Source organism: Lysobacter panacisoli (genome assembly GCF_009765165.1).
GTDB lineage: Bacteria > Pseudomonadota > Gammaproteobacteria > Xanthomonadales > Xanthomonadaceae > Lysobacter_J > Lysobacter_J panacisoli.
In genome coordinates this window covers 3202922-3225643 of sequence record NZ_VLNU01000001.1, presented here as the reverse complement: position 1 = coordinate 3225643, position 22722 = coordinate 3202922, and the positions used below count along the sequence as shown (strand labels likewise).

Annotated in this window: 27 protein-coding genes; 11 read left to right on the top strand and 16 right to left on the bottom strand. The window is 68.8% G+C overall.

What is annotated here, in order from left to right:
- Positions 1-85: 85 nt before the first annotated feature.
- Positions 86-1162, top strand: a complete 1077-nt coding sequence (locus tag FOF45_RS15170) for an OprO/OprP family phosphate-selective porin (RefSeq protein ID WP_158986298.1) — start codon at positions 86-88, stop codon at positions 1160-1162.
- A 1-nt stretch (position 1163) separates the two neighbouring features.
- On the opposite strand, the gene FOF45_RS15165 is transcribed toward FOF45_RS15170, so the two are convergent.
- The 3 genes from FOF45_RS15165 to FOF45_RS15155 form a co-directional block, all read right to left on the bottom strand.
- Positions 1164-1568 (bottom strand): DUF4124 domain-containing protein, encoded by a 405-nt coding sequence (locus FOF45_RS15165; RefSeq protein WP_158986296.1) that lies wholly within the window; start codon positions 1566-1568, stop codon positions 1164-1166.
- 135 nt (positions 1569-1703) lie between these two features.
- Positions 1704-2024 carry a hypothetical protein gene (locus FOF45_RS15160; protein WP_158986294.1) on the bottom strand — a complete coding sequence of 107 codons (321 nt, stop codon included), beginning with the start codon at positions 2022-2024 and terminating at the stop codon, positions 1704-1706.
- Between the two features lie 2 nt (positions 2025-2026).
- A complete protein-coding gene (locus FOF45_RS15155; protein ID WP_158986292.1) occupies positions 2027-2554 on the bottom strand; it encodes a phage baseplate assembly protein V in 528 nt (175 codons plus the stop codon).
- Positions 2555-2691: 137 nt separating this feature from the next.
- On the opposite strand from FOF45_RS15155, the gene FOF45_RS15150 reads away from it, so the two are divergent.
- The 3 genes from FOF45_RS15150 (at position 2692) to FOF45_RS15140 (ending at position 4251) form a co-directional block, all read left to right on the top strand.
- On the top strand, positions 2692-3090 hold the full coding sequence (locus tag FOF45_RS15150; RefSeq protein WP_158986290.1) for an ArsR/SmtB family transcription factor: 399 nt from the start codon (positions 2692-2694) through the stop codon (positions 3088-3090).
- A 33-nt stretch (positions 3091-3123) separates the two neighbouring features.
- Entirely contained in the window at positions 3124-3660 is a 537-nt protein-coding gene (locus FOF45_RS15145) for an SRPBCC family protein (protein ID WP_158986288.1), read from the top strand.
- A gap of 135 nt (positions 3661-3795) precedes the next feature.
- A complete protein-coding gene (locus tag FOF45_RS15140; RefSeq protein ID WP_158986286.1) occupies positions 3796-4251 on the top strand; it encodes an FKBP-type peptidyl-prolyl cis-trans isomerase in 456 nt (151 codons plus the stop codon).
- Positions 4252-4258: 7 nt separating this feature from the next.
- Here FOF45_RS15140 and FOF45_RS15135 read toward each other — a convergent pair whose 3' ends face one another.
- On the bottom strand, positions 4259-5248 hold the full coding sequence (locus FOF45_RS15135; protein ID WP_158986284.1) for an LLM class flavin-dependent oxidoreductase: 990 nt from the start codon (positions 5246-5248) through the stop codon (positions 4259-4261).
- Between the two features lie 125 nt (positions 5249-5373).
- On the bottom strand, positions 5374-5820 hold the full coding sequence (locus tag FOF45_RS15130) for a hypothetical protein (RefSeq protein ID WP_158986282.1): 447 nt from the start codon (positions 5818-5820) through the stop codon (positions 5374-5376).
- Positions 5821-5903: 83 nt separating this feature from the next.
- Between FOF45_RS15130 and chrA the strand changes: the two genes are divergently transcribed.
- Positions 5904-7097, top strand: coding sequence for a chromate efflux transporter (gene chrA / locus FOF45_RS15125; RefSeq protein ID WP_158986280.1), 1194 nt, complete (start codon positions 5904-5906; stop codon positions 7095-7097).
- A gap of 1 nt (position 7098) precedes the next feature.
- On the opposite strand, the gene FOF45_RS15120 is transcribed toward chrA, so the two are convergent.
- Positions 7099-8751, bottom strand: coding sequence for a serine hydrolase (locus FOF45_RS15120; protein ID WP_158986278.1), 1653 nt, complete (start codon positions 8749-8751; stop codon positions 7099-7101).
- 116 nt (positions 8752-8867) lie between these two features.
- Between FOF45_RS15120 and FOF45_RS15115 the strand changes: the two genes are divergently transcribed.
- Complete coding sequence (locus FOF45_RS15115; protein ID WP_158986276.1) at positions 8868-10124, top strand: TIGR03862 family flavoprotein; 1257 nt, start codon at positions 8868-8870, stop codon at positions 10122-10124.
- A gap of 6 nt (positions 10125-10130) precedes the next feature.
- Here the strand turns inward: FOF45_RS15115 and FOF45_RS15110 are convergent, their stop codons facing one another.
- The 6 genes from FOF45_RS15110 to soxR all read right to left on the bottom strand — a co-directional run bounded on the left by FOF45_RS15110 (position 10131) and on the right by soxR (position 14610).
- Positions 10131-10781, bottom strand: coding sequence for a hypothetical protein (locus tag FOF45_RS15110; RefSeq protein WP_158986274.1), 651 nt, complete (start codon positions 10779-10781; stop codon positions 10131-10133).
- Between the two features lie 85 nt (positions 10782-10866).
- Positions 10867-11610 carry a sulfurtransferase gene (locus tag FOF45_RS15105; protein WP_158986272.1) on the bottom strand — a complete coding sequence of 248 codons (744 nt, stop codon included), beginning with the start codon at positions 11608-11610 and terminating at the stop codon, positions 10867-10869.
- A gap of 44 nt (positions 11611-11654) precedes the next feature.
- A complete protein-coding gene (locus FOF45_RS15100) occupies positions 11655-12317 on the bottom strand; it encodes a DUF998 domain-containing protein (RefSeq protein ID WP_233264157.1) in 663 nt (220 codons plus the stop codon).
- Entirely contained in the window at positions 12317-12826 is a 510-nt protein-coding gene (locus FOF45_RS15095; protein WP_158986270.1) for a DUF1993 domain-containing protein, read from the bottom strand. Before FOF45_RS15095 ends, FOF45_RS15100 begins: the two co-directional genes overlap by 1 nt.
- Positions 12827-12896: 70 nt before the next feature.
- Positions 12897-14084 carry a glycosyltransferase gene (locus FOF45_RS15090; RefSeq protein WP_158986268.1) on the bottom strand — a complete coding sequence of 396 codons (1188 nt, stop codon included), beginning with the start codon at positions 14082-14084 and terminating at the stop codon, positions 12897-12899.
- Between the two features lie 70 nt (positions 14085-14154).
- Positions 14155-14610 (bottom strand): redox-sensitive transcriptional activator SoxR, encoded by a 456-nt coding sequence (gene soxR, locus FOF45_RS15085; protein ID WP_158986266.1) that lies wholly within the window; start codon positions 14608-14610, stop codon positions 14155-14157.
- 71 nt (positions 14611-14681) lie between these two features.
- Here soxR and FOF45_RS15080 point away from each other — a divergent pair, with 71 nt between their 5' ends.
- The gene (locus tag FOF45_RS15080) at positions 14682-15674 is read left to right on the top strand and encodes an NADP-dependent oxidoreductase (protein ID WP_199244498.1); all 993 of its coding nucleotides are present in this window, start codon (positions 14682-14684) and stop codon (positions 15672-15674) included.
- 47 nt (positions 15675-15721) lie between these two features.
- Entirely contained in the window at positions 15722-17107 is a 1386-nt protein-coding gene (locus FOF45_RS15075) for an MFS transporter (protein ID WP_158987561.1), read from the top strand.
- Positions 17108-17111: 4 nt separating this feature from the next.
- Here FOF45_RS15075 and FOF45_RS15070 read toward each other — a convergent pair whose 3' ends face one another.
- On the bottom strand, positions 17112-18041 hold the full coding sequence (locus tag FOF45_RS15070) for an AraC family transcriptional regulator (RefSeq protein ID WP_158986264.1): 930 nt from the start codon (positions 18039-18041) through the stop codon (positions 17112-17114).
- Positions 18042-18213: 172 nt separating this feature from the next.
- On the opposite strand from FOF45_RS15070, the gene FOF45_RS15065 reads away from it, so the two are divergent.
- From FOF45_RS15065 to FOF45_RS15055, 3 genes are all read left to right on the top strand, one after another.
- Entirely contained in the window at positions 18214-19212 is a 999-nt protein-coding gene (locus tag FOF45_RS15065) for an aldo/keto reductase (RefSeq protein ID WP_158986262.1), read from the top strand.
- A 115-nt stretch (positions 19213-19327) separates the two neighbouring features.
- Positions 19328-20086 carry an SDR family oxidoreductase gene (locus tag FOF45_RS15060; RefSeq protein ID WP_158986260.1) on the top strand — a complete coding sequence of 253 codons (759 nt, stop codon included), beginning with the start codon at positions 19328-19330 and terminating at the stop codon, positions 20084-20086.
- Between the two features lie 161 nt (positions 20087-20247).
- On the top strand, positions 20248-21111 hold the full coding sequence (locus FOF45_RS15055; protein ID WP_199244497.1) for an AraC family transcriptional regulator: 864 nt from the start codon (positions 20248-20250) through the stop codon (positions 21109-21111).
- Positions 21112-21118: 7 nt separating this feature from the next.
- Here the strand turns inward: FOF45_RS15055 and FOF45_RS15050 are convergent, their stop codons facing one another.
- The 3 genes from FOF45_RS15050 to FOF45_RS15040 all read right to left on the bottom strand — a co-directional run bounded on the left by FOF45_RS15050 (position 21119) and on the right by FOF45_RS15040 (position 22685).
- On the bottom strand, positions 21119-21598 hold the full coding sequence (locus tag FOF45_RS15050) for a YbhB/YbcL family Raf kinase inhibitor-like protein (protein ID WP_158986258.1): 480 nt from the start codon (positions 21596-21598) through the stop codon (positions 21119-21121).
- Positions 21599-21662: 64 nt separating this feature from the next.
- Complete coding sequence (locus FOF45_RS15045) at positions 21663-22274, bottom strand: HD domain-containing protein (protein WP_158987557.1); 612 nt, start codon at positions 22272-22274, stop codon at positions 21663-21665.
- A gap of 69 nt (positions 22275-22343) precedes the next feature.
- On the bottom strand, positions 22344-22685 hold the full coding sequence (locus FOF45_RS15040) for a zinc ribbon domain-containing protein YjdM (protein ID WP_158986256.1): 342 nt from the start codon (positions 22683-22685) through the stop codon (positions 22344-22346).
- Positions 22686-22722 lie beyond the last annotated feature (37 nt).

Here is a 22722-nt window from a genome sequence, read left to right as displayed (position 1 = left end):
CACCGTGCGCCACGCACGCTCCACTTTCCCTTACGAACGCATCGGCCACGCGCCGATGCGCGATCACGATCACCGGATGTATTGCATGCCGTCCCTTCGTTCCAGCTGCACCCTCGCCCTGCTCGCCCTGGCCGTCTCCAACCATGTCCATGCCGAAGGCATCTCGTTCAAGCCGACCGGCGTCGTCTACTACGATGCGGTCGAAGCCGATCCCGACATCAAACAGTTCGAGGACGTCGACAAGGTCCGTTCCGCACGCCTGGGCTTCGTGCTCAAGGGCGATGCATGGCAGTTCAATGTCGAACACGAGTTCACCGATCGCTCGACACCCGACGTCGTCCTGCAGTTGAATCCGGCCAAAGGCCATACCTTGCGCCTTGGCCAGTTCAAGCAGCCGTTCCTGATGGAAGACGCCACGAGTGCGCGACAGACGCCCATGATGGAAGCCTCGCTGGCAGGCGCGTTCGCGTACGGGCGTCGCATCGGCGTGGGCTACGGTTATGTATCCGGAGACTACGCATTGAACACGGCCGTGTTCGGCAAGCGTCTCGACGGAAAGAACGAAGGCATCGCGGCATCCGCGCGCGCCTCGCGGGTGTTCCACCGTGGCGACGACCTGATCCATCTCGGCATCGGCGCCGGCGTCGATTCGCCCGACAGCGCGACCGCGCGTTTCTCCAGCAAGCCCGAGAGTGCGCTCGCGACTTCCAGCCTGGTCGACACCGGCACCATCGCCGATGTGGACCGCAACCTTCGCGCCGGACTGGAAGCGCTGTGGATCCACGGCGCATGGTCGTTGCAGGGCGAAGCGGTCGCGGTGCGCTCCACCCGCGCCGACCTGCCCGACCTTCGCGGCAGCGGCGGTTACGCGCTGGCGAGCTGGTCCCCCAGCGGTCATCGCCGCAACTACAAGGCCGGCACGGTGTCCTCGCCGACGATCGGCGATGGTATGGCGTGGGAACTGTTCGTTCGCTACAGCACGCTGGATCTCGATTCGGCCGCGTCGCGAGGCGGATACCAGTCGGACTGGAACCTCGGCGCGACCTGGTACCTCGACCCGCACGTGCGCGTCATGGCCAACTACGTGATCGCCGACAGCCGTCGTCGCGGCGTGGACGACGATCCGCGCCTGTTGCAGGTGCGCTTGCAGCTGGCGTTCTGAGTCAGCCACAAGCCGCGCGCACCTCTTCGTCGAGCTTCTGCAGCAGCTCGTAAGTGCGCTTGAGGCCCACCGCATCGAGCCTGCGTTGCCGCTTCGCCTTCGCGGCATCGCACGATGAGGCGCCGCTCGTGCGCGGCGCACGCTGAGGCGCGAAACGGGCCACTCCGGTGCCGCTGGTGCCCGCACGGCGCGAGAAGAACTCCGACTCCTCGCGTCCGCTGCGGCGCCGTTCCTCCTGCGCGCGCAGCTCTTCCGCGCTGGGTGGCGGTTCGGGCATCGCATCCCAGCTGCCGTGTTCGCGCTCGCCTTCGGGGCACGGTGTGTCCTGGTAGCTCACCGTCGCGCCCGGGGCCACGCACTTGTGCACCACGTGTGCCTGCGCCGATGCGCACAGCACGGCCAGCATCCAAACCCATCTCCAATGCATCGCTCGCCCCGCTCCCGAAGTCGCGGACACAGTAGCGAGGCGACCGAACGTCACGCCTGCGCCAGCGCGCCATCGGCAGGTAGGGAATTGCAGGTTCGCGATGCAGGAAAAGCGCTAGATTGCGTTGACCCGCGTCTGGCACTCCAGCACCAGCATCGCCGCACCGTTGGGCACGCAGATCGACGGACTGTTGTCGAGCACCAGTGCGCGGCCGCCCGCGAACACGCGCGTGCTGCCCTGCAGCCATTGCCCGCCGGTGCAGCGCAGCGCGTCGGCGGGTGCCTGCAGGTTGCAGTGCGCGATCTCGTACGGCGCGGCGACGGTGACGACCGGATGGCCGGACAGCGTCACGCGCGAGTATGGCACCGTCGGCACGGCCGGCCCGCCGTGCGCGCAGGTCACGCTTGCGCCTAGGTGCACGATCGCGCCGGCCATCGTCAGACCACCGTCAGCGCGCCGTCGTTGATGGTGACCATCGAGCCGGCCAGGACGATGCTCGCGCCGCGACCGTTGCTGATGGTGATGCCGGCTTCGTTGACCGAGATCGATGCGCCCGCCTGCGTGCGCAGCACGACGCCGCCGTCCGGGCCGGGAAGGTCCGACACGGTCAGCGCGTTCTGTCCGGGCGTCTGCAGCACCAGTGCCGGCGCGACCGAATGCCCGGCCTGCGCCAGCGACGGCAGTTCCGAGGCATCGACCCAGTAGCCGCCGACCCAGATCGGCAGCTCGGCATCGCCCTGCTCGAACTCCACCCACACCGGCGCACCCACGGGCGGCAACAGGAACATGCCGCTCTGATGTCCCGCCACCGGAACGCACGGCATCGCCCAGCGCGCATCGCCATTGAACACCTTGGGCACCTGCACCAGCACGCGCCCCAGTTGCAGAGGATCGATGTTGTCCACCACCACGCCGCGATGCTTGCCGAAGTGGCGTTGCGGCGCGGTCTTGTTCGGATGCGGCATTGAGTCGGTTCCTGGAGCGCGCGATCCCCCGATCATCGAAACGTGAACGGCCGCGGCCGCAGGCCAGAGCATGCCGTTCGTCGGAACGTTCAACCACATGGTTGACAGTTTCCACTCGCACGAAGATATTCAACCTCATGGTTGAAGATCACTCCCAACGCCTCGACGCCGTGTTCCGCGCACTGGCCGATCCCACCCGTCGCGCGATGCTGCGCGACCTCGCCCGCCAGCCGCGCAGCGTGGGCGAACTGGCCCAGCCGTTCGAGATCTCGCTCGCCGCCGCGTCCAAGCACATCAAGGCGCTCGAGCACGCCGGCCTGGTCCAGCGCGAGGTCCAGGGTCGCATCCACATGTGCCGCCTGGACGCCGGACCGTTGCACGCCGGCATGGAGTGGATCCGCCATTACGAGAAGTTCTGGAACCAGAAGCTCGACGTACTCGAAGCGCTGCTGCGTGCGGAAGACCGCGCCAGCAAGCCCCCCTCGCCGCGCAAGCCCCCGTCCCGCACGCCACGCCCGCCCCGCAACAGGCGCTGAGCGCGCCTGCCGCCCCCACCAGGAAGCCATCCCATGAACGACTTCGGCACTGTCATCGCTCCCAACACCGTGCGCATCGAGCGCCTCCTGCCCGGACCGATCGAGCGCGTCTGGGCCTACCTCACCGAATCCGAAAAGCGCGGAAGCTGGCTCGCGTCCGGCGACATGGACCTGCGCATCGGTGGCCAGGTCGAGCTGGTCTTCCACAACAACGCGCTGACCGACAACGACGTCGCGCCGCCGCCGAAGTACGAGAAGTACGGCGGTCGCATGTCCTTCGGCGGTCATATCCTCGAATGCGATCCGCCGCGCGTGCTCGCTTACACCTGGGCCGAGGGCAGCGGCGAATCGGAAGTGCGCTTCGAACTCACGCCGCGCGGCGACGAAGTGCACCTGGTCCTCACCCACAGCCGACTCGGAAGCCGCGACGGCATGGTCAGCGTGTCGGGTGGCTGGCACACGCACCTGGGCATCCTCGCGGACCGTCTCTCCGGCCGTACACCGCCGGGCTTCTGGGCCACGCACGGCCCGCTCGAGGCAGAGTACGAACGGCGCATTCCGGCCGCGTGATCGTCTCGATGGGACGTTAGCGACTCGTGGCGCCCGCATCTGGGCGCCATGTCGCAGCAACGAGGGAACACGTGCAGGAATGAACTACGCGAATGCGGCAACGCGCCCGGTTCGCCGTTGCATTACGCTGTGCGCATGAACATTTCCCTGCCGCGCATGCTGCGCACCGCGTCGATCGCCGCCCTCCTCGCCCTGCTCACGGCCTGCGCCGATCCGGGGCCGCCGCCGGGCGGCACGATCGCGAAGTTCGAATCCATCGACGAGCGCGTCGGTACCGGCGCGGTGGCAATCTCGGGCCAGGACGTGGTCGTGCATTACACCGGCTGGAATTACGACAGCCGCATTCCAGGCGGACGCGGCGACAAGTTCGACAGTTCGCTGGATCGCAAGGAGCCCTTCAGCTTCCTGCTCGGCGCGGGCCGCGTGATCCGCGGCTGGGACGAAGGCGTCGCCGGCATGCGCGTGGGTGGCAAGCGCATCCTGATGATTCCGCCGGAGTACGGTTATGGTCGCGAAGGCGCCGGCGGCGTGATTCCGCCGAACGGCTCGCTGGTGTTCGAAGTGGAACTGCTCGAAGTCCGCCCGCACTGAGCGGGCGTCATCCCAGCGTGCGGCACACCTGCGCGGCGATCTCGAACGAGCGCACGCGCGCGACGTGCTCGAACACGTTCGCGGTCAGCATGATCTCGTCCGGGCGATGGCGTTCGATGAACGCCGCGATGCCCTCGCGCACCGTCGCAGCATCACCGACGACCGAACACGCCAGCGCCTGCTCGACGCCGCTTTTCTCCAGCGGCGTCCAGTAGCCTTCGATGTCGTCGATCGGCGGCGGAATCAGCCCCGGACGACCGCGACGCAGGTTGACGAAGGCCTGCTGCAACGTGGTGAACAAGCGTCGAGCCTGCGCCGTGCTGTCCGCCGCGACCACGTTCAGCGCGAGTATCGCGTAAGGTTCCTGCAGGCGCTTGGACGGCTTGAACTCGCGCCGGTACATGGTCAGCGCATGGTCCATCGCATCGGGCGCGAAGTGCGATGCGAACGCGAACGGCAATCCGAGCTGCGCTGCCAGTCGTGCCGAGAACAGGCTGGAACCGAGCAGCCACACCGGCATCTCGACGCCCGCGCCCGGCACGGCGCGCACCGCCTGTCCGGGCTGCACGGGTTCGAAGTAATGCAGCAGTTCGACGACGTCCTGCGCGAACATGTCCGCCGCTTCGAAATAGCGACGCAGCGCGTGCGCGGTCGCGTGGTCGGTGCCCGGCGCGCGTCCGAGGCCGAGGTCGATACGGCCGGGATACAGTGAAGCCAGCGTGCCGAACTGTTCGGCCACCTGTAGCGGTGCGTGGTTGGGCAGCATGATGCCACCGGCACCGACGCGGATCGTCTTCGTCCCGCCCGCGACATGGCCGATCAGGACCGATGTCGCCGCACTGCCGATGCCGGGCATGTTGTGGTGCTCGGCGAGCCAGTAGCGATGGAAACCCAGGCGCTCGGCATGCTGCGCGAGGTCGAGCATGTGCGCGAACGCCTGCGACGCGTTGCTGCCTTCGGTGATGGGCGCAAGATCGAGGACGGAAAACGGAATCATGCAGGCACGCTCCTTGGCATCGATCCCCCGATCTGGGGCCGGATCGGCTCAATGCCAGCGGTGCAGCGTTCCATCCGCATCGCTGCAGCATTGCACGCGTGGGCGTAGCGGCATGTGAGGCGCATTCACCACAGATCGAACACGACGCCGTCGCGCTCGTTGTCCCAGATCGTGCTGAAAACCCACCAGCGGTCGTGTTCGTGGCACAGCTGGATGCTGTTGGCACCGCGCATCAGCACCGGTGAATCCGGCGCGGTGCGCGCTTCGTACCGGCTCCACACGTGCGCGACCTGACCGAAGCGCTGCACGCGATGCTCCGTCTCCATCTCGAAGAAATCGTTGACGGCGAAGAACGGCGTGGTGTCGGCGATGTAGCTGTCGACGTCGAACACCTTCGCGGTGGTGCTTCCATCGTCGTTGACGACGGTGCGCAGGCTGCGCGCGTTCGGATGCTGCAGGAAGCGGAAGCGATCCCAGTCGCGCGGCGCCCCTGCCGGGCCGGAAATGCACTCGTAGATTGCGCGCACCAGGCGCGGGATGTCCTGCGTGTCCTGCCACCAGTCCGGGTTCATGGCGTGCTCCTGCTCACGGGTTCCGGTCCCTGATCGTACCGCCGACATCGATGTGAAAGTGCGTGACGGCATACTCGGAGGCCATGACCGCGACCTCCTCCTCGCCCTTGGACGTATTTCGCGTTTTCCTGGGCCTGGGCCTCACCTCCTTCGGCGGGCCTATTGCGCATCTGGGTTACTTCCGCGAGGAATTCGTCGTGCGGCGCGGCTGGCTGGACGAGGCGCGCTACGCGCAGCTGCTCGCGATCTGCCAGTTCCTGCCGGGTCCGGCGAGCAGCCAGATGGGGTTCGCCATCGGCCTGCTGCGCGCGGGATGGCGCGGTGCGTTCGCGGCGTTCGTCGGCTTCACCCTGCCCTCGGCCCTGCTGATGTTCGCCTTCGTGGGCATGGCTTCGTGGCTGGAGAGCGGCATCGGCGCCGCGGCACTGCACGGGCTGAAACTGGTCGCGGTGACGGTCGTCGCGCACGGGCTATTAGGCATGGCGAGGCAGATGACGCCGGACCTGCGGCGAATTGGCGTCGCCGCGCTCGCCTGCGCGCTGGTGCTGTGGAGTGGCAATGCGTGGTCGCAGCTGGTCGCCATCGCGCTCGGCGCGGTGCTGGGCGCGCTGGTCTGCCGCGACGTTCCGCGCCGCGATGGCGCATCGATCCGCGTCGCCTACGGCCGGCGCGCGGCGATCGCGTTGCTGATGCTGTTCGCGTCTGGGCTTGCGGTCGCGCTCGCGTGGCCCGCGCAGCACGCATCGATCGGCGCGATGGCGGCGGCGTTCTATCGCGCCGGCGCCCTGGTGTTCGGCGGCGGCCACGTGGTGTTGCCGCTGCTGCAGTCCTCGCTGGTCGACAGCGGCTGGATGTCGGCCGATACCTTCCTCGCCGGATACGGCGCGGCACAGGCGATGCCCGGACCGATGTTCTCGATCGCGGCCTACCTCGGCGGGGAAATCCCGACCGGGTGGCCGCCTGTGGCGTCCGCACTGGTCGCGCTGTTGGCGCTGTTCCTGCCCGGCTTCCTGTTGCTGCTGGCAACGCTGCCGTGGTGGCAGCGACTGGCGTCGATGCGCAGCGCTGCGCCGATGCTGGCCGGCGTCAACGCGGCGGTGGTCGGACTGCTGGCGGCGGCGCTCTACGATCCGCTGTGGACACAGGGCGTGGCGCACTGGAGCGACGTGCTGATCGTCGCGATCGGGTTCGCACTGCTCGCGCGCCTGCGCGTCGGCGCGCTTTGGGTGGTGGCATGGTGCGTGGCGGCCGCGCTGGCCGCGCACGCACTGCGCTGACTCAGCCCTTGCTTTCCTTCTTGTCGTCGTCCGTGACCGGCGCCAGGCGCAGGTCCTGGAAGTCGAAGCTGAAGTCGGTCATAGGCGAGATCGCTTCCATCCGCGCTTCGCGGATGCCGCCGTCGGCGTCGAGCGCGAAGCTGACGAAGGCATCGGCGTTGAGCCAGCGTTCGTCCCAGCGCACCATGAAGGTATCGTGCTGCCAAGGCGTCAGCGTGCCGGCCAGCTGCGGCGTGCGGGTGAAGCGCATGCGCAGCGCGCCGTCCTTCTCTTCGACCACGATGTCGCCGTACCACGGATCGCGGTACGTGCGCGCGTACTTCGCCAGCGGCAGCGACGGGCCCGCATCGGCGACACGCGCTTTGAGGTGCTTCTGCCAGTCCTCGTCGGCCTTGCCCTTGCTCTTGGCCAGCGCCGCGGCGTAAGCGGCGGTCCAGTCGGTCTTCGGCGTGTCGAGGTAGGCGTCGAGCACGCGCAGCGTCACCGCGTTGAAGGCGCCGCCGATCTCGGCATTGGTCAGCACGATCACGCCGAGCTTCTGCTCAGGCAGCAGCGTCACGCGCGAGACCATGCCCGGCCAGCCGCCCGTGTGCCAGGCCAGCTTGTGGCCGCGGTAATCGGACAGGCTCCAGCCTTCGCCGTAGCCGAGGAAGTTGGGACGCGTGGCTTCGAGTTCCGGCACCGCCGCCTTCGGCACGGGAATCGGCGTCACCACCGACCACATCGCCTGCTGGCGTTCCTCGCTGAAAAGGCGCTGGGTGTTGCCACGCGCATCGACATAGGTACCACCGGCGAGTTGCATGCGCATCCAGCGGCTCATGTCGTGCACGCTGGAATAGATGCCGCCTGCGCCGGACACATTGGCCCACGCCATGCGTGGCGCCGGTTGCAGATCCTTGAAGTCGGCCTTGGCGTGGCCGGTGGCGATGTTGTCGCGTGGACGCAGCGCGTCGCTGTTGAAGCGCGTGTCGCGCATGCCGAGCGGATCGAAGATGCGCTGCTGCAGGAACTGCGCGTAGCTCTGGCCGCTGACCTTCTCGATCACCAGCTGTGCGACGCCATAGAGGATGTTGTCGTACGCGTACTGGCCGCGGAAGCTGCCGGTCAGCGGGACGTCCTTCAACCGGCGCGAGACTTCCTCGGTGTTGTAGGTCGTGGTCGGCCAGTACAGCAGGTCGCCCGCGCCGAGGCCGAGCCCGCTGCGGTGCGCGAGCAGGTCGCGCAGGCGCATCTCGCGGGTGACGTACGGATCGGACATGCGGAACCAAGGCAAGTGGTCGACGACGCGATCGTCCAGGCTCAGCTTGCCCTCGTCGGCGAGGATCGACAGCGAGGCCGCGGTGAAGGCCTTGGTGTTGGAGGCGATGGCGAACAGCGTGCGCGCATCGACGGCTGCGGGCTTGCCCATCTCGCGCTGGCCGAAGCCGCGTTCGAGCACGACCTCGCCGTCCTTGACCACGGCGACCGCGATGCCCGGCACGTCGAACTGCTTGCGCACGCCTTCGACGTAGGCGTCGAAGTCCTGCAGTTGCGGCGGCAGATCATTCGGCGCCTGCGCCTGCGCGACGCCGTTCGCCAGCAGCGCGAGTACGGCGACCGTACGCGCCGATCGCACGCGCCAGGAAGGGCGCCCTGCTTTCGTTCCCCATTGCATCCGGATCTGCTCCCCACGCCGTCTCGGCGGTTTCCGGCAGAAACGATAACCGCTTTGGGGGCGGGCCCACAGGTGGACGACGGCATAATGGCGTGCCGAACCTGCCCACTTTCCGCATGCCCGCCCCCGTCTCCTCACCTCCTCGCCTCGCCATCGTCGGTGGCGGCCCCGCCGGGCTCATGGCGGCCGAGGTCGCGCGCGCCGCGGGCGTGGAGGTCGATCTGTACGAAGCGAAGGGCTCGGTCGGCCGCAAGTTCCTGATCGCCGGCAAGGGCGGACTCAACCTCACCCACGGCGAACCGCGTCCCGCGTTCGATGCGCGTTACGGCGCACGACAGCGCGAGATCGCCGCGTGGCTCGACGATTTCGACGCCGACACGCTGCGGGAATGGGCGCGCGGTTTCGGTGTGGAGACCTACGTCGGCACATCGGGCCGCGTGTTTCCGATGGACCGCAAGGCCGCGCCGCTGCTGCGCGGCTGGGTTCGCCGCCTGCGCGAGGATGGCGTGCGCTTCCACGTGCAACACCGCTGGCTCGGTTGGCACGACGACGGCGCATTGCGTTTCGAGACACCCGACGGCGAACAAAGCGTGCAGGCCGACGCCTGCGTGCTCGCGCTCGGCGGCGGCAGCTGGCCGGAGCTGGGATCGGATGGCGCTTGGATGGATGCGCTGCGCGCTCGCGGCGTCGATGTCGCGCCGCTGCAACCGTCCAATTGCGGCTTCGACATCGGCTGGAGCGAGCACTTCGCATCGCGCCAGGCCGGTGCGCCGCTGAAGCCCGTGGTCGCGCACTGGCACGACCCCGACGGCACGCCGCGCGAATTGCAGGGCGAGTGCGTGATCACCGCGACGGGCATCGAAGGCAGCCTGGTCTACGCACTGTCGGCGATGCTGCGCGATGCCATTGCCACGCACGGCGAGGCACATCTGGAGCTCGACCTTGCGCCCGGACGCGAACTGCACCGTCTGCGCGAGGACCTGTCGCGACCGCGCGGCGGACGCAGCCTGAGCGAGCACCTGCGCCGGCAGGCCGGCATCACCGGGGTCAAGGCCGCGCTGCTGTACGAAGTGCTCGACCGCGATGCGATGAACGACGTGCAGGCGCTGTCGCGCACGATCAAGCGGCTGCCCTTGCGCCTGCTGCGCGCGCGCCCCATCGCCGAGGCGATCAGCAGCGCTGGTGGTGTGCGCCTGGAAGCGCTCGACGACGCGCTGATGCTGCGCGAATGGCCCGGCGTGTTCTGCGCGGGCGAGATGCTCGACTGGGAAGCGCCGACTGGCGGCTACCTGCTCACCGCGTGCTACGCGAGCGGCCTGCGCGCCGGACGCGGCGCGGTGGCGTGGCTGCAGCGCGCCGACACGGCGCGCTGAGCCGGCTCACTTCTTGCCGTCGTCCTTGCCTGCATCCTTGTCCGCTTCGGCGGCCTTCGATGCGATGTAGAACGTGCTCGCGCACAGCTCGATGCCGCTCGCGTTGGCGGCCGGCAGGTCGGTGCCCTTCAGGCCGATCAGCTTCACGATTCCGTCGTCGCCTTCTTCGACCTTCGCCAGCGCGATGTAGCCGGTGCGGCTGCCGCCGCACAACGCGTTGGCCGGCGCCTGCGTAGGCGGGGTCTCCTCGAGCACGCGGCGCAGTTCGACCGGCTGGTCGGCCGCGATCTGCATGACCTGCGCGTAGGTCTGGCCTTCCATGTACGGATCGCCGCCGCTGACCAGGGCGACGCTCTCGGTGGTGAAGCTGGCGCCGTTCTCCCCCTTGAGCGTGGCGTCCTCGATCGTGAGCTTGCCGGTCACGGCGATCGCCACCGGGTTGCCCGGTTCGAACTCGCCCAGTGCGACCGGCTTGATCACGGGCGGCGCGGCGCGCTCGACCGGTTCGGCGGTGACGTCGGGTTGCGGATTGGCCGCCGGCGCCGGTGCCGTGATCTCCTCCGGCGGCGCGCTGTTGACCGGCTTCTGTTCGCAGGCGGACAGGCCAAGCGCAGCCGCGGCGAGGACCAGCATCAGGGGCACGGCGGATCTTGGCATCGCATTCCTCACAGGCGCACTTCTCACGGACGCGTTCCTCGCTGACTGCGGACGCGACGCGGCACCGGCCGCGCGGCGGGCTGCCTCAAGCAGCGTCGTCCACCAGGGGTTGCAGTTCGGCATCGAGCGCGACGCGCTCGTCGAACACGAAGCAGCGACCATCGTAATGGCGGCCGCCGACCTGCTCAAAGTAACCCAGAATGCCGCCGTCCAGCTGCAACACGTTGCTCATTCCCTCGGCGTGCATCCACAGCGCGGCCTTCTCGCAGCGGATGCCGCCGGTGCAGAAGCTCACCACGGTGGCGTCGCTCAGGGCATCGCGGTGCGGTTCCAGCGCCTGCGGCAGGTCGGTGAAGTTGTCGATCTGCAGGGTCAGCGCGTTGGCGAAGGTGCCGTAGCCGAACTCCTCGCGGTTGCGCGTATCGAGCATCACCACCGGCTTGCCTGCATCGTCATGACCCTGGTCGAGCCAGCGTGCCAGCGTGTGCGGCTCGACCGCCGGGGCGCGCGGACCGTCCAGCGGCGAGGCGTTGTCGCGGCGGAAGCTGATGATCTCCGCCTTCACCTTCACCTTGAGCCGCGCGAACGGCTGGCGATGGCTGCGGCTGTACTTGACCGTCATCGCGGCGAAGTCCGGCTGCGCGCGCAGCTCATCCACGACGGTACGGACGGCGGCTTCGTCGCCGGCGAGGAACAGGTTGATCCCTTCCGCGGCGACCAGCACGGTACCGCGCAGGTCGAGGGATTCGAGGCGTTCGCGCAGGCGATCGGCCAGGTCCCGGGGGCGGTCGATGGGGGCGAAATGGTAGGCGGCGACGTTGAGCAGCATGGCGCGCATATTCTAGACGCGCGAAAACCCTTGAATTGTTAGATTCAAGTGATTGATTTATCTAGGCCGCCATCCGGCGTGCGCCGCAGCCAGGTGGCCGCGAGCCCCAACCACAGCAGGATTCCCGCGATCACCGCCTTCTGGCTGAGCCCGCGCGGCAGCTCGCGCCACAGGGCGTGGATCCACAGCGCGGCGAAGCAGAACACCGCCAGCCCGAACGCCAGCGCGAAGTGCCGGTGCCAGCGCGGGTCGGCGCGGAAACTCCACGACTGCGCCAGCATGCCCAGCGTCGTGCCGAGGAACGCGAGCGGCGCGCTGATCGCATGCACCTTCGCGGCCGTGGTGAGCTCGACGCCACCGCCCTTGTCCGTTTCCGCCAGCGCGGTCACGGCGAGCGCGAGCGCACCGATCACGAACAGCAGCAGCGAGACGACGCTGCGCCGCGTCGGCGACGCAGCGCCGTAGAAGCCTGCGCCCAGCGTCGCCAGCGCCACCGCGAGTGCGACGTAGGCCGCCTGCAGCCACAGGCCGTACGGTCCGACCAGATAGAAACTGAGCGGCGCTCGCACCCAGTCCAGGTCCATGCGCAGACCCTGCAGCAACCCACCGATCGCGGTGAACAGCAGCACGCACACGAACGCCAGAGTGCCCATGCCGCGGGCCGTCGCCATCGGGCGTCGTTCCAGCGGCGTGGGCACCTCGACCATCAGCGGGCGCCCATGTAATCCAGCTTGCCCACCGGCACGCCGTTGTGGCGCAGCAGCGCATAAGCCGTGGTCACGTGGAAGAAGAACTGCGGGATGCCGTAGCGCAACAGGTAGTCCTGCCCGCTGAAGCGGCGTTCCTTCGGCGTGCCCGGGCGCAGTACGATCTCGCGCTCTTCGCTGCCTTCGAACAGCAGCGGATCCAGGCCTTCGATGAAAGCGAGCGTAGCGACGATGCGCTCGCGCAGGTCGGCGAAGCTGCGCTCCTCGTCGGGAATGGCGGGCACTTCGACGTCGGCCAGGCGCGCGCTGATGCTCTTGGCGAAATCGCACGCGATCTGCACCTGGCGCAGCAGCGGGAACATGTCCGGGAACAGGCGCGTCTGCAGCAGCACGTCCGGATCGAATCCCTGCTCGACGGCGTGGGCCTCACCCTTGGACAGCACGCCCGACAGCGCGCCGAGCATGTGGCGGAACACGGGCACGCTGGCCTCATGCATCGAAAGGGACATGTTGCGACCTCAATGGCGGATGACGGTGCGCGGATGGTACACGCAGCGTCGATCTTTCATCGCAGGGGTCTCACGCCGGTGCCGGCACCGCACGCGTTCCCGCCAGGGAGGAATAAAGCGCCTCGATGCGTGAAGTCAGCGCATCGGTGCTCCAATGCCGGGCGTCGCCCGGTCCCGCCGCCGCCAGTGACGCGCGCAGCGAGGGCGAGCGCAGCAGCAAAGCGGTCTGCGCGGCGAAGGCGGCCACCTCCTCGTCAGCAATCAGTGCCCCGCGCGCCTCGCGCAGCACCGTCGCCGTGCCCATTACCGCGGTCGAAACGATCGGCACGCCCAGCGCCATCGCCTCGATCAGCACCAGCCCCTGCGTCTCGGTCGGCGAGGCGAACACGAACGCGTCGCCGGCGCGGTAGAAGTCCAGCAGCGTCGTGCCCCGGTCGAGGTTCCCGAAGAAGCGCACGTGATCCTGCACGCCCAGTTCCTGCACGCGCCGGCGCAGGCGCGGGGCGTCCGGCCCCTCGCCGGCGATCAGGAACAGCAGCGTCGGGAACTCCGCCACCAGCCGCTGCACGACCTGCAGGAGGAAGTCGATGTTCTTCTCCAGCGACAGCCGGCTGACCGTCACAAGGGTCGGGCGGTCCGGGGCGATGGCGTTCGCAGCGCGGAACGCCGCGCCGTCGCCGCCGGCGAATTCGGCCAGCTCGATGCCCGTCGGCAACACCGTGTACGGCGTGTCCATGCCGTAGCGCTCGAGCACCTCGACCATCTGCCCGCTCGGCACGATCAGATGGTCCACGCCATTGCCAAGCCGGCGCGACGCGGCGCGTGCGATCCAGCGCGTCAGCACCGTCGGGAACCAAGGCAGGTAATGGCCGACGTATTCCTCGAAATAGGTATGGTAGGTCTCCACCGTCGGCCAAGCGCCCTGGCGCGCGAGCTGCACGCCCATCGTGTGTGCGCGGAACGGCGTGTGGATGTGGATGACGTCCCACTCGCGCCGGGCCAGTTGCTCGCGCAGGCGGCGTGCGGCGCCGGCGCGGATCAACCGGTCTTCGGGATCGAAGAAGATCACCCGCGACGGCAGGCGCAGGACTTCGAATTCCTCGTCGTGCGCGGCCTGCCCGCTGCCGTGACCGTAGTCGGGCGCGACCAGCGTGACGTCGTGGCCGCGGCGCACCAGCGAGCGGGCGAAGGTGCGGATCGACGTCGACACACCATTGACCCGCGGGAAGTACACGTCCGACAGCATCAGGATCTTCATCGCGACCGTCCGGAAGGAATCCGCACGATTGCACCCGGCGAATGTGACAAACGTGTCACACGATCGCCATTCAATCGTCGTCGCCCTCCCCTTCGACCCAGCGCAGCGCGCCGGACCCGTGTTCGCCGAGCCGGTCGCCCGGATTGGCCAGGCGGCAACGGTCCAGCGACAAGCAGCCGCAGCCGATGCAGTCGTCGAGGGTGTCGCGCATCTGCACCAGCTGCTCGATCCGCGCGTCCAGTTCCTCGCGCCATGCGCTCGACAGCCGCGCCCAGTCGCGCCGCGTCGGTGTGCGCGCCTCGGGCAGGCTCGCCAGCGCCTCGCGGATCGTGGACAGCGGCATGCCCACCCGCTGCGCGGCGCGGATGATCGCGATGCGCCGGAGCATGTCGCGCGGATAGCGGCGCTGGTTGCCTGCGGTGCGCTCGCTCTGGATCAGCCCCTTGGATTCGTAGAAATGCAGCGTCGACACGGCGACGCCACTGCGCTTGGCGACCTCGCCGACGCTGAGCGGTTCCTGGCCCACGGCGCTTGACCTCAACTTAGCTTGAGGTTCTATCCTCGGCCGCGTATTGGTTCGAGTCAACCGGGACAGGCATGGATACCCGCAATGCGCGCGACGGATACGTCGCACGAACAGCACCCACCGCGACGATGCAGGCTGTCGTGTTCGACCGCTACGGCGACGCCGACGTGCTGCGGCTCGCCGAGCTGCCGCTGCCCTCGCCCGGGTCCGGCGAAGTGCGCGTGCGCATCCGCGCCGCCGGCGTGCAGCCCGCGGACTGCGCCACGCGAAGCGGCTGGTTCGCGCAACGCGGCATCGGCCAGACACCGTTTCCGCGGCAACTGGGCAACGAATTCGCGGGCGTGATCGACGCGATCGGCGACGGCGTGAACGGGCTGGCGAAGGGCGACGAGGTGCTCGGCTGGTGCAACGCGAATGCCTACGCCGAAGCCGTCGTCGTGCCCGCGCAGCAGCTTGTGTCGAAGCCGCCGATGATGTCGTGGGCCGTGGCCGGATCGCTGTCGGCCTCCGGACAGACCGCGCTCACGGCGGTGCAGGCGCTGGACATCGCCGCCGGCGACACGGTGCTCGTGCACGGCGCGGCCGGCGGTGTCGGCACCATCGCGGTGCAACTGGCGCGACTGCGCGGCGCGCGCGTGATCGGCACCGCCAGCCGCGAGAACCACGACTACCTGCGTTCGCTCGGCGTCGAACCGGTGCTCTATGGCTCCGGCCTGGCCGAACGCGTGCGCCAGATCGCGCCGCGCGTGCACGCCGCCCTCGACGGCAGCGGTCGGGGTGCGCTCGACGCCTCCATCGCGCTGGGCATCGAACCTTCACGCATCGGCACGCTGGTGGACTTCGAGGACGTGCAGCGCCTGGGCGTGCAGGCGATCCGCAGCCAGCGCAGCCGCGAGCGCCTGCAGGAACTGGTCGAGCTGCACGACGCCGGCCGCCTGCGCGTGCACGTGCGCGACATCTATCCGCTCGCGCATGCCGCGGTCGCGCATCGCGATGTCGAGAACGGACACGGTCGCGGCAAGGTCGTGCTGATGGTCTACAGCACCTTCGGGCACGCCCTGTGAACGAAGCACGCAACGACACATCGCGCGACGCGGGCGACATCGAAGCGATGGCGAGCGTCGCGTGGGAACGCGATCCCGCCGACGGCATTCCGACCGGTCAGGCGGGCATCTTCGCGCGCCACTATCGCGGCGTGACCATTGGCGCGATCGCGCTGGTCGGACTGGGCGCGTTCGAAGCGCTGGCCGTCGCGACCGCGATGCCGACCATCGCGCAGGCGCTCGACGGACTGCCGCTGTATGCGCTGGCCTTCGGCGCGACGCTGGCCGCATCGGTGGTGGGCATGGTGCTGGCCGGACGCTGGGCCGACCTGCGCGGACCGGCGCCCGCGCTCAGGCACGGCATCGGCTGGTTCTGCGTGGGCCTGCTCGTCGCGGGTTTCGCGCCGTCGATGCAGGTGCTTCTGCTCGGCCGGCTCGTGCAGGGATTCAGCGGCGGCATGATGTCGGTCGCGCTGTACGTCGCGGTCGGCCGCGTGTACCCGCCGTCGCTGCATCCACGCATCTTCGCCTCGTTCGCCGCGGCATGGGTGTTGCCGGCGATCGTCGGTCCGACCATCAGCGGCCTGCTGGTGCAGCACGCGGGATGGCGTTGGGTGTTCCTGTCGGTGCCGCTGCTGGCGATCGCCGCGGCCGCCTGCGTGCTGCCGGCCGTGCGGAACGTCGGCCCGCCCCCCGGCGGCGACGATCAGGACACGCCGCACCGCATCGCATGGGCCATCGGCGCCGCGATGAGCGCTCTGCTGCTGCATTACGCCGGGCAGCTGCGCGACGCGTTTGGCGCGGCGCTGCTCGCCTTCGCCATCGCCGGCCTGTTGTTCTGCGCATGGCGCCTGCTGCCACGCGGCACGTTGCGCGCCGCACGCGGATTGCCGACCGTGATCGCGCTGCGCGGCATCGCCTGCGGCGCATTCTTCGGGACCGAAGTGTTCATCCCGTTGCTGCTATCGCGCGAACGCGGACTGTCGCCGACGATGGCCGGCGTCGTGCTCACCGTCGGCGCGCTCGGCTGGTCGTTGGGCGCGTGGTACCGCAGCCGACCAACGCAGCCGTTCACGCCACCGCAGTTGCTGCGCATCGGCATGTCGATGATCGTCGTCGGCGTGTCCGGTGTCGCCGGGGCGATCTCGCCGTCGGTTCCGGTCGCGGTCGGCATCGTCGGCTGGATCGCGGCGGGCCTGGGCATGGGCCTGCTGTTCCCGACGCTGTCGGTGCTCACGCTGCAACTGTCGCCGTTGAACCGCCAGGGTGTGAACGCCTCCGCGCTGCAGCTGTGCGACGCGCTGACCACGGCAACGGTGTTGGCGGTGGGCGGCTCGCTGTTCGCGGCGCTGTTCACGCGCGCGCCGTCGCTGGCCTATCTGGTCGGTTTCGCGATCTCCGCCGCACTGGCGCTGCTGGGCGCGGTGCTCGCGTCGCGCGTGCGCACGGGGTGATGCGTCAGGCGGTCGCGCCACGCATCGACATCACCTCGCGGCGCGGCGGTGCGCCGAACAGGCGGCGGTACTCACGACTGAACTGCGACGGGCTTTCGTAACCGACGCGGTGGCACGCGGTCGCGGCCTCCATGCCGTCCACCAGCATCAGCCGACGCGCTTCCTGCAGGCGCAGCTGCTTCTGGAACTGCAGCGGCGTCATCGCGGTCGCCGCCTTGAAGCGCTCGTGCAGCGACGAGGCGCTCATGTGCGCGGCCGAGGCCAGCTGTTCGATGCGCAGCGGCTCGGCGTAGCGCTGCCGGATCAGGTCGATCGCGCGCGCGACGCGCTGCGCGGGGCCGTCGGCGTCGCACAGTTCGCGCAGGCGCTGACCGAGTTCGCCGGTCAGCACGCGGTAGTGGATCTCGCGCATCGCCAACGGCGCGAGCACCTCCGCTTCGTCGGGCATGTCGAGCAGCCGCGCCAGCCGCAGCACCGCATCCAGCAGAGACGGGCTGGTCCGGCCGAGGTACACCGCGCGGCCCGGATTCGCGGGGGATTTGTCGGCGGGCAAACGCTGCACCAGCTCGCTGACGAGCGCCGGATCGATGTCGATGCGCAGGCACAGGTAGGGACGTTCCGGCGACGCGTCGAGGATCTGCCCGCTGATCGGCAGCGACATCGACACGACGAGGTAGTTGAGCGGGTCGTAATGGAACACGTCCTCGCCGAGCAACGCGCGCTTGCGGCCCTGCACCACCACGCACACGCTGGGGTGGTAGACGGTCGGCAGCGGCAGCGAGGGTTCGGACGCCTGGATCAGCCAGAAGCCGCGCACGGCGGTCTCGTGGAGGCCGTCACCGGGGACGTTTCGGGCAACCCGGGCGGCCAGTTCGGCCTGCTGGGCCTCCATTCCGTGGGGCGCGGCGATCACGTTCGAAGCGTTGTCGTTCATGGATTTGCGGCCGTGGGGAGGGCTGGGGCGATTATGCGCGCGCGTGCGCGGGTGGCGCGTGTCCGGAACCCACCGCCGGAGGATCGGGCAAGGATCGACGAGCAATGGGCTAACGCATCGGAGCCCGCGAGGAGGAGGCTATGTCCACCCCCTCTCCCCCGCAGGAGCTCGCATGAACATCCCCTTCCCCCGTCGCACGCTCGGCCGCCAGGGACTGACCGTTTCCGCCATCGGCCTGGGTTGCATGGGCATGTCGGATTTCTACGGCCCCAGCGATGAGGCCGAGAACCTCGCCGTCCTCCACCACGCCCTCGACATCGGCGTGAACTTCCTGGACACCGCCGACATGTACGGCGTCGGCCGCAACGAAGCGCTGCTCTCGCAGGTACTGAAGACGCGCCGCGACGAGGTCGTGCTGGCGACGAAGTTCGGCAACGTGCGCGCGCCCAACGGCGACTTCCTCGGCATCGATGGCCGCCCCGAGTACGTCGCCGCCGCCTGCGACGCCAGCCTCAAGCGCCTGGGCGTGGACCACATCGACCTGTACTACCAGCACCGCGTCGATCCGCGCGTGCCGATCGAGGACACCGTCGGCGCGATGGCGCGTCTGGTAGAAGCCGGCAAGGTGCGTCATCTGGGTCTGTCCGAGGCTTCGGGCGCGACCGTGCGCCGCGCCGCGAGCGTGCACCCGATCGCCGCGCTGCAGAGCGAGTATTCGTTGTGGACGCGCGAGGTCGAAGACGACGCGCTGGTCGCTTGCCGCGAGCTCGGCATCGGCTTCGTCGCCTACAGCCCGCTCGGGCGCGGCTTCCTCACCGGCGCGATCCACAACACCGGCGAGCTGGCCGACAACGACTGGCGCCGGCATAACCCGCGCTTCCAGGACGGCAACATCGACCGCAACCAGTTGCTGGTCATCGCGGTATCGCAGATCGCGAAGCAGCACGACTGCACGCCCGCGCAGCTGGCGCTCGCGTGGCTGCTGTATCGCGGCCCGGACATCGTGCCGATCCCCGGCACCCGTCGCGTCGCCCGACTTGACGAGAACGCCGCGGCCACGCGCATCGACCTGACGCTCGCCGAGCAGCGCCTGCTCGACGACATCCTCGCCTCGCACCAGATCGCCGGCACGCGTTATCCCGCCGCCGGCATGGCGACCGTCAACGCCTGACCGACGCCTGATCCACACCGGCGCCACGCGCGCCGGTGGCTTCCATCCCTCACAACGCGGTCGGCGAACGCCGGTCGCGACGGGATTTCATTCGCTACGCAAACGGAGAACCCCCATGTCCAGTTCCAACGAATTCGCCCTCGACATCCGCGGCAAGGTCGTCGCCATCACCGGCGCCAGCAGCGGCATCGGCGAGGCAGCGGCGCTGCGCCTGGCCGGCCACGGCGCGCGTCTCGCGCTCGGTGCACGCCGCACCGATCGCCTCGAAGCCATCGCGACGAAGATCCGCGAGGCCGGCGGCGAGGTGCTCGTACAGGCGCTCGACGTCACCCGTCGCGATTCCGTCGACGCGTTCGTCCAGGCCACCGTGAAGCAGTACGGCCGCCTCGACGTGCTGGTGAACAACGCCGGCGTGATGCCGCTCTCGCGCATGGCCGACCTCAAGGTCGACGAGTGGGAGCGCATGGTCGACGTCAACGTGAAGGGCGTGCTGTTCGGCATCGGCGCCGCGTTGCCGGTCATGCATGCGCAGAGCGCGGGCCAGATCGTCAACGTGTCCTCGGTGGCGGGTCGCCAGGTATTCCCGACTGCGGCCGTCTACTGCGCCACGAAGTTCGCGGTGCATGCGCTCTCGGAAGGACTGCGCCAGGAATCGCCGTTCCTGCGCGTGACCACCATCGCGCCGGGCGCGGTGGAATCGGAACTCACCAGCACCATCTCCGATCCGGCGATGAAGCGCGAGGTGGACGAGGTGTTCCGCAAGGACATGCTGCCCGCCGACGCCATCGCGCGCGCGATCGCCTACGCGATCGGCCAACCCGCGGACGTGGACGTCAACGAACTGGTGGTGCGTCCCACCGCGCAGGCGTACTGAGCAAAAGCACAGGGCCCGCTTCGTGCGGGCCCTGTCGCGCGGAGCAGTACCGCGCGTCGAGGTGGCATCGGCGGTGCCGCGTTACAGTGGCGGGACGCAATTGCGCAACCTCGATCAAGCCGTGGCCGCCAGGATGGCCGCGACGCAGACGGACGGACGCCGTGAACCGCAGCCAGACCTTCGACAGCTACAGCACCCGCATCGGCAAGGTCGTGGCGTTCATGTCCACGCGCCTGGACCAGCCACTGACGCTGGCGCAACTGGCGCAGGTCGGCCATTTCTCGCCCTGGCATTTCCACCGCATCTACCGTGGCCAGATGGGCGAGACCGTGACCGGTACGCTGCGGCGGCTGCGCCTGCACCGCGCTGCGAACGAACTGCTCACCGGCACGCGCAGCATCGCCGAGATCGCGCGTCGCGCCGGTTACGGCAGCGCCGCGGCGTTCACGCGCGCGTTCGGCAGCACCTACCGCTGCACGCCGGCCGCGTTCCGTCAGCGCCGCGCATCGCCATCGACGCGCCATGACGGCGCCATTCCCCTGACCGAGGACGAGATCCGCATGTACACCGCCCGCATCACCACCCTGCCCCCGGTCCGCGTGGCCGCACTCGCGCATCGCGGCGACTACAAGGCCATCGGCGGCACCTTCGACCGGCTCATGGCGTGGGCCGGCCGCAACGGCCTGCTCGGCCCGCAGGCGCGCAGCTTCGGCGTGTATTACGACGCGCCCTCGGAAGTGCCGGCCGAACAGCTTCGCTCCGACGCTTGCCTGCTGGTTCCCGCGGACGCGCCGCTCGACGAGGGCATGCGCTGGATCGAGATCGCCGGCGGACGCCATGCGGTGGTCGTGCACACCGGCCCTTACGCGGAACTCGAACGCGCCTACGACTGGCTTTTCAGCCACTGGCTGCCGAACAGTTTCGAGGAAGCCGGCGACGCGCCGGTCTTCGAGGAGTACCTCAACGACCCGTCCACGCTGCCACCGGCGCAATGGCAGACCGCGATCTGCCTGCCGCTGAAGTGAGGCGACGCTATTTCGCCGGATGCTGGTAGGTGCCGATCAACACCGCTTCGCCGATCACATGGCCTTCCATCGCCTTGAGCAACGCCGCCTTGTCGGGCGTACCGAGGTCGGACAGCACGGTGTCTAGCGCGTAGAGCTTGTGGAAATAGCGATGCCGGCCGATCGGTGGACACGGCCCACCGTAGCCGGTGCGCTTCCAGTCGTTTAGGCCCAGCGCCGTACCCTTGGGTAACTGCGCCTCGACCACGCCTTCGGGTAATCCGCCGGCGTCGGCCGCCAGGTTGTACAGCACCCAGTGCACCCACACCCGCCTGGGTGCGGCCGGATCGGGTGCATCGGGATCGTCGACGATCAACACCAGACTGCGCGTTTCCGCCGGCACGCCGTACCACTGCAACGCGGGCGAGACGTCCTCGCCATCGCAGGTGTACCTCGACGGAATCGCGCCGTTGTGCGTGAACGAAGGTGATTCCAGTCGGAGCGACATGCCTGCCTCCTCTCCGCGACTGCACCGATTGTACGGGCGTATCGCGTGCGCTCCTCACGACACGCTAACGTTTCTCGGTGACCGCGCGACGCAGGTTGCGCCGAGCCTGCGCGTCGAAACGCTCGTGGAAGAAATCGCTGAGATAGATGCGCTCGCGACCGAGCAGCGCCTTCAGGAAGCGGCGGCGATTGAGCTTGAACAGCCAGCCGGGCACGTGGCCGCGATACTCCGCCGCGATGCCGCGGTCATAGGCGTCGAACACGACCGGTTCCGCGCCAAGGATCGCCATGTCGCAGTCGAGGAACAGTGCGGTTTCGCTATCGACATTGCCGGGCGAGAACGAACCGTGACGCGCAGTCAGTTCGATCAGGTCCATCACCCGGCGTACGTCGACACCGGCTTCGGGCATCCAGCGACCGACCTGCGCAACCGCCATTTCCGCCGAACGCGTTTCGTTGTCCTTGCGCCCGGCTTCGTAGATCGCGTCGTGGTACAGCACCGCCAGTGCGGTTTCGACCGGCTGGCGCCAACCCGGCCCATGCTCGGCGACGCTGCGGTAGTGACGCAGCACTTCGAGCACGTGGCCGATGTTGTGGTACGCGCGCGGCGGCGTCGCGTAGGCGGCTTCGATCGCCTCGCGCTGCGCGGGCACGAGTTCGAACGGCAGCAGGTCCAGGGGCGAGGCGTCGGTCGTCATGCGCCGATTGTCGCGCGTGCGGGGCTCGGCGTCAGCCAGCCGCCCGCCTCACGCCTTGCGCAGGAAGCAGGTCTTGAGCACAAGCCCCTTGATCTTGTCGGAGTTGCCTTCGATGTGCTCGGCATCGTCCTCGACCAGGCGGATGTTCTTGATCACCGTGCCCTGCTTGAGCGGGATCGACGAGCCCTTCACTTTCAGGTCCTTGATCACGACCACGGTGTCGCCGTCGGCCAGTGCATTGCCGTTGCTGTCGCGCACGACCTGGCCCGCCTCGGCCTGCGCCTCGCCGGCCACAGGCCATTCGAAGCCGCAATCGGCGCAGACGAAGTTCGCCCCGTCGACGTAGGTGTTCTGGAGCGTGCATTGCGGGCAGGCGGGTGCGGTGGCCATGATGCGTTCGTGCGTGAGGGGGCCTGCATTCTACGCC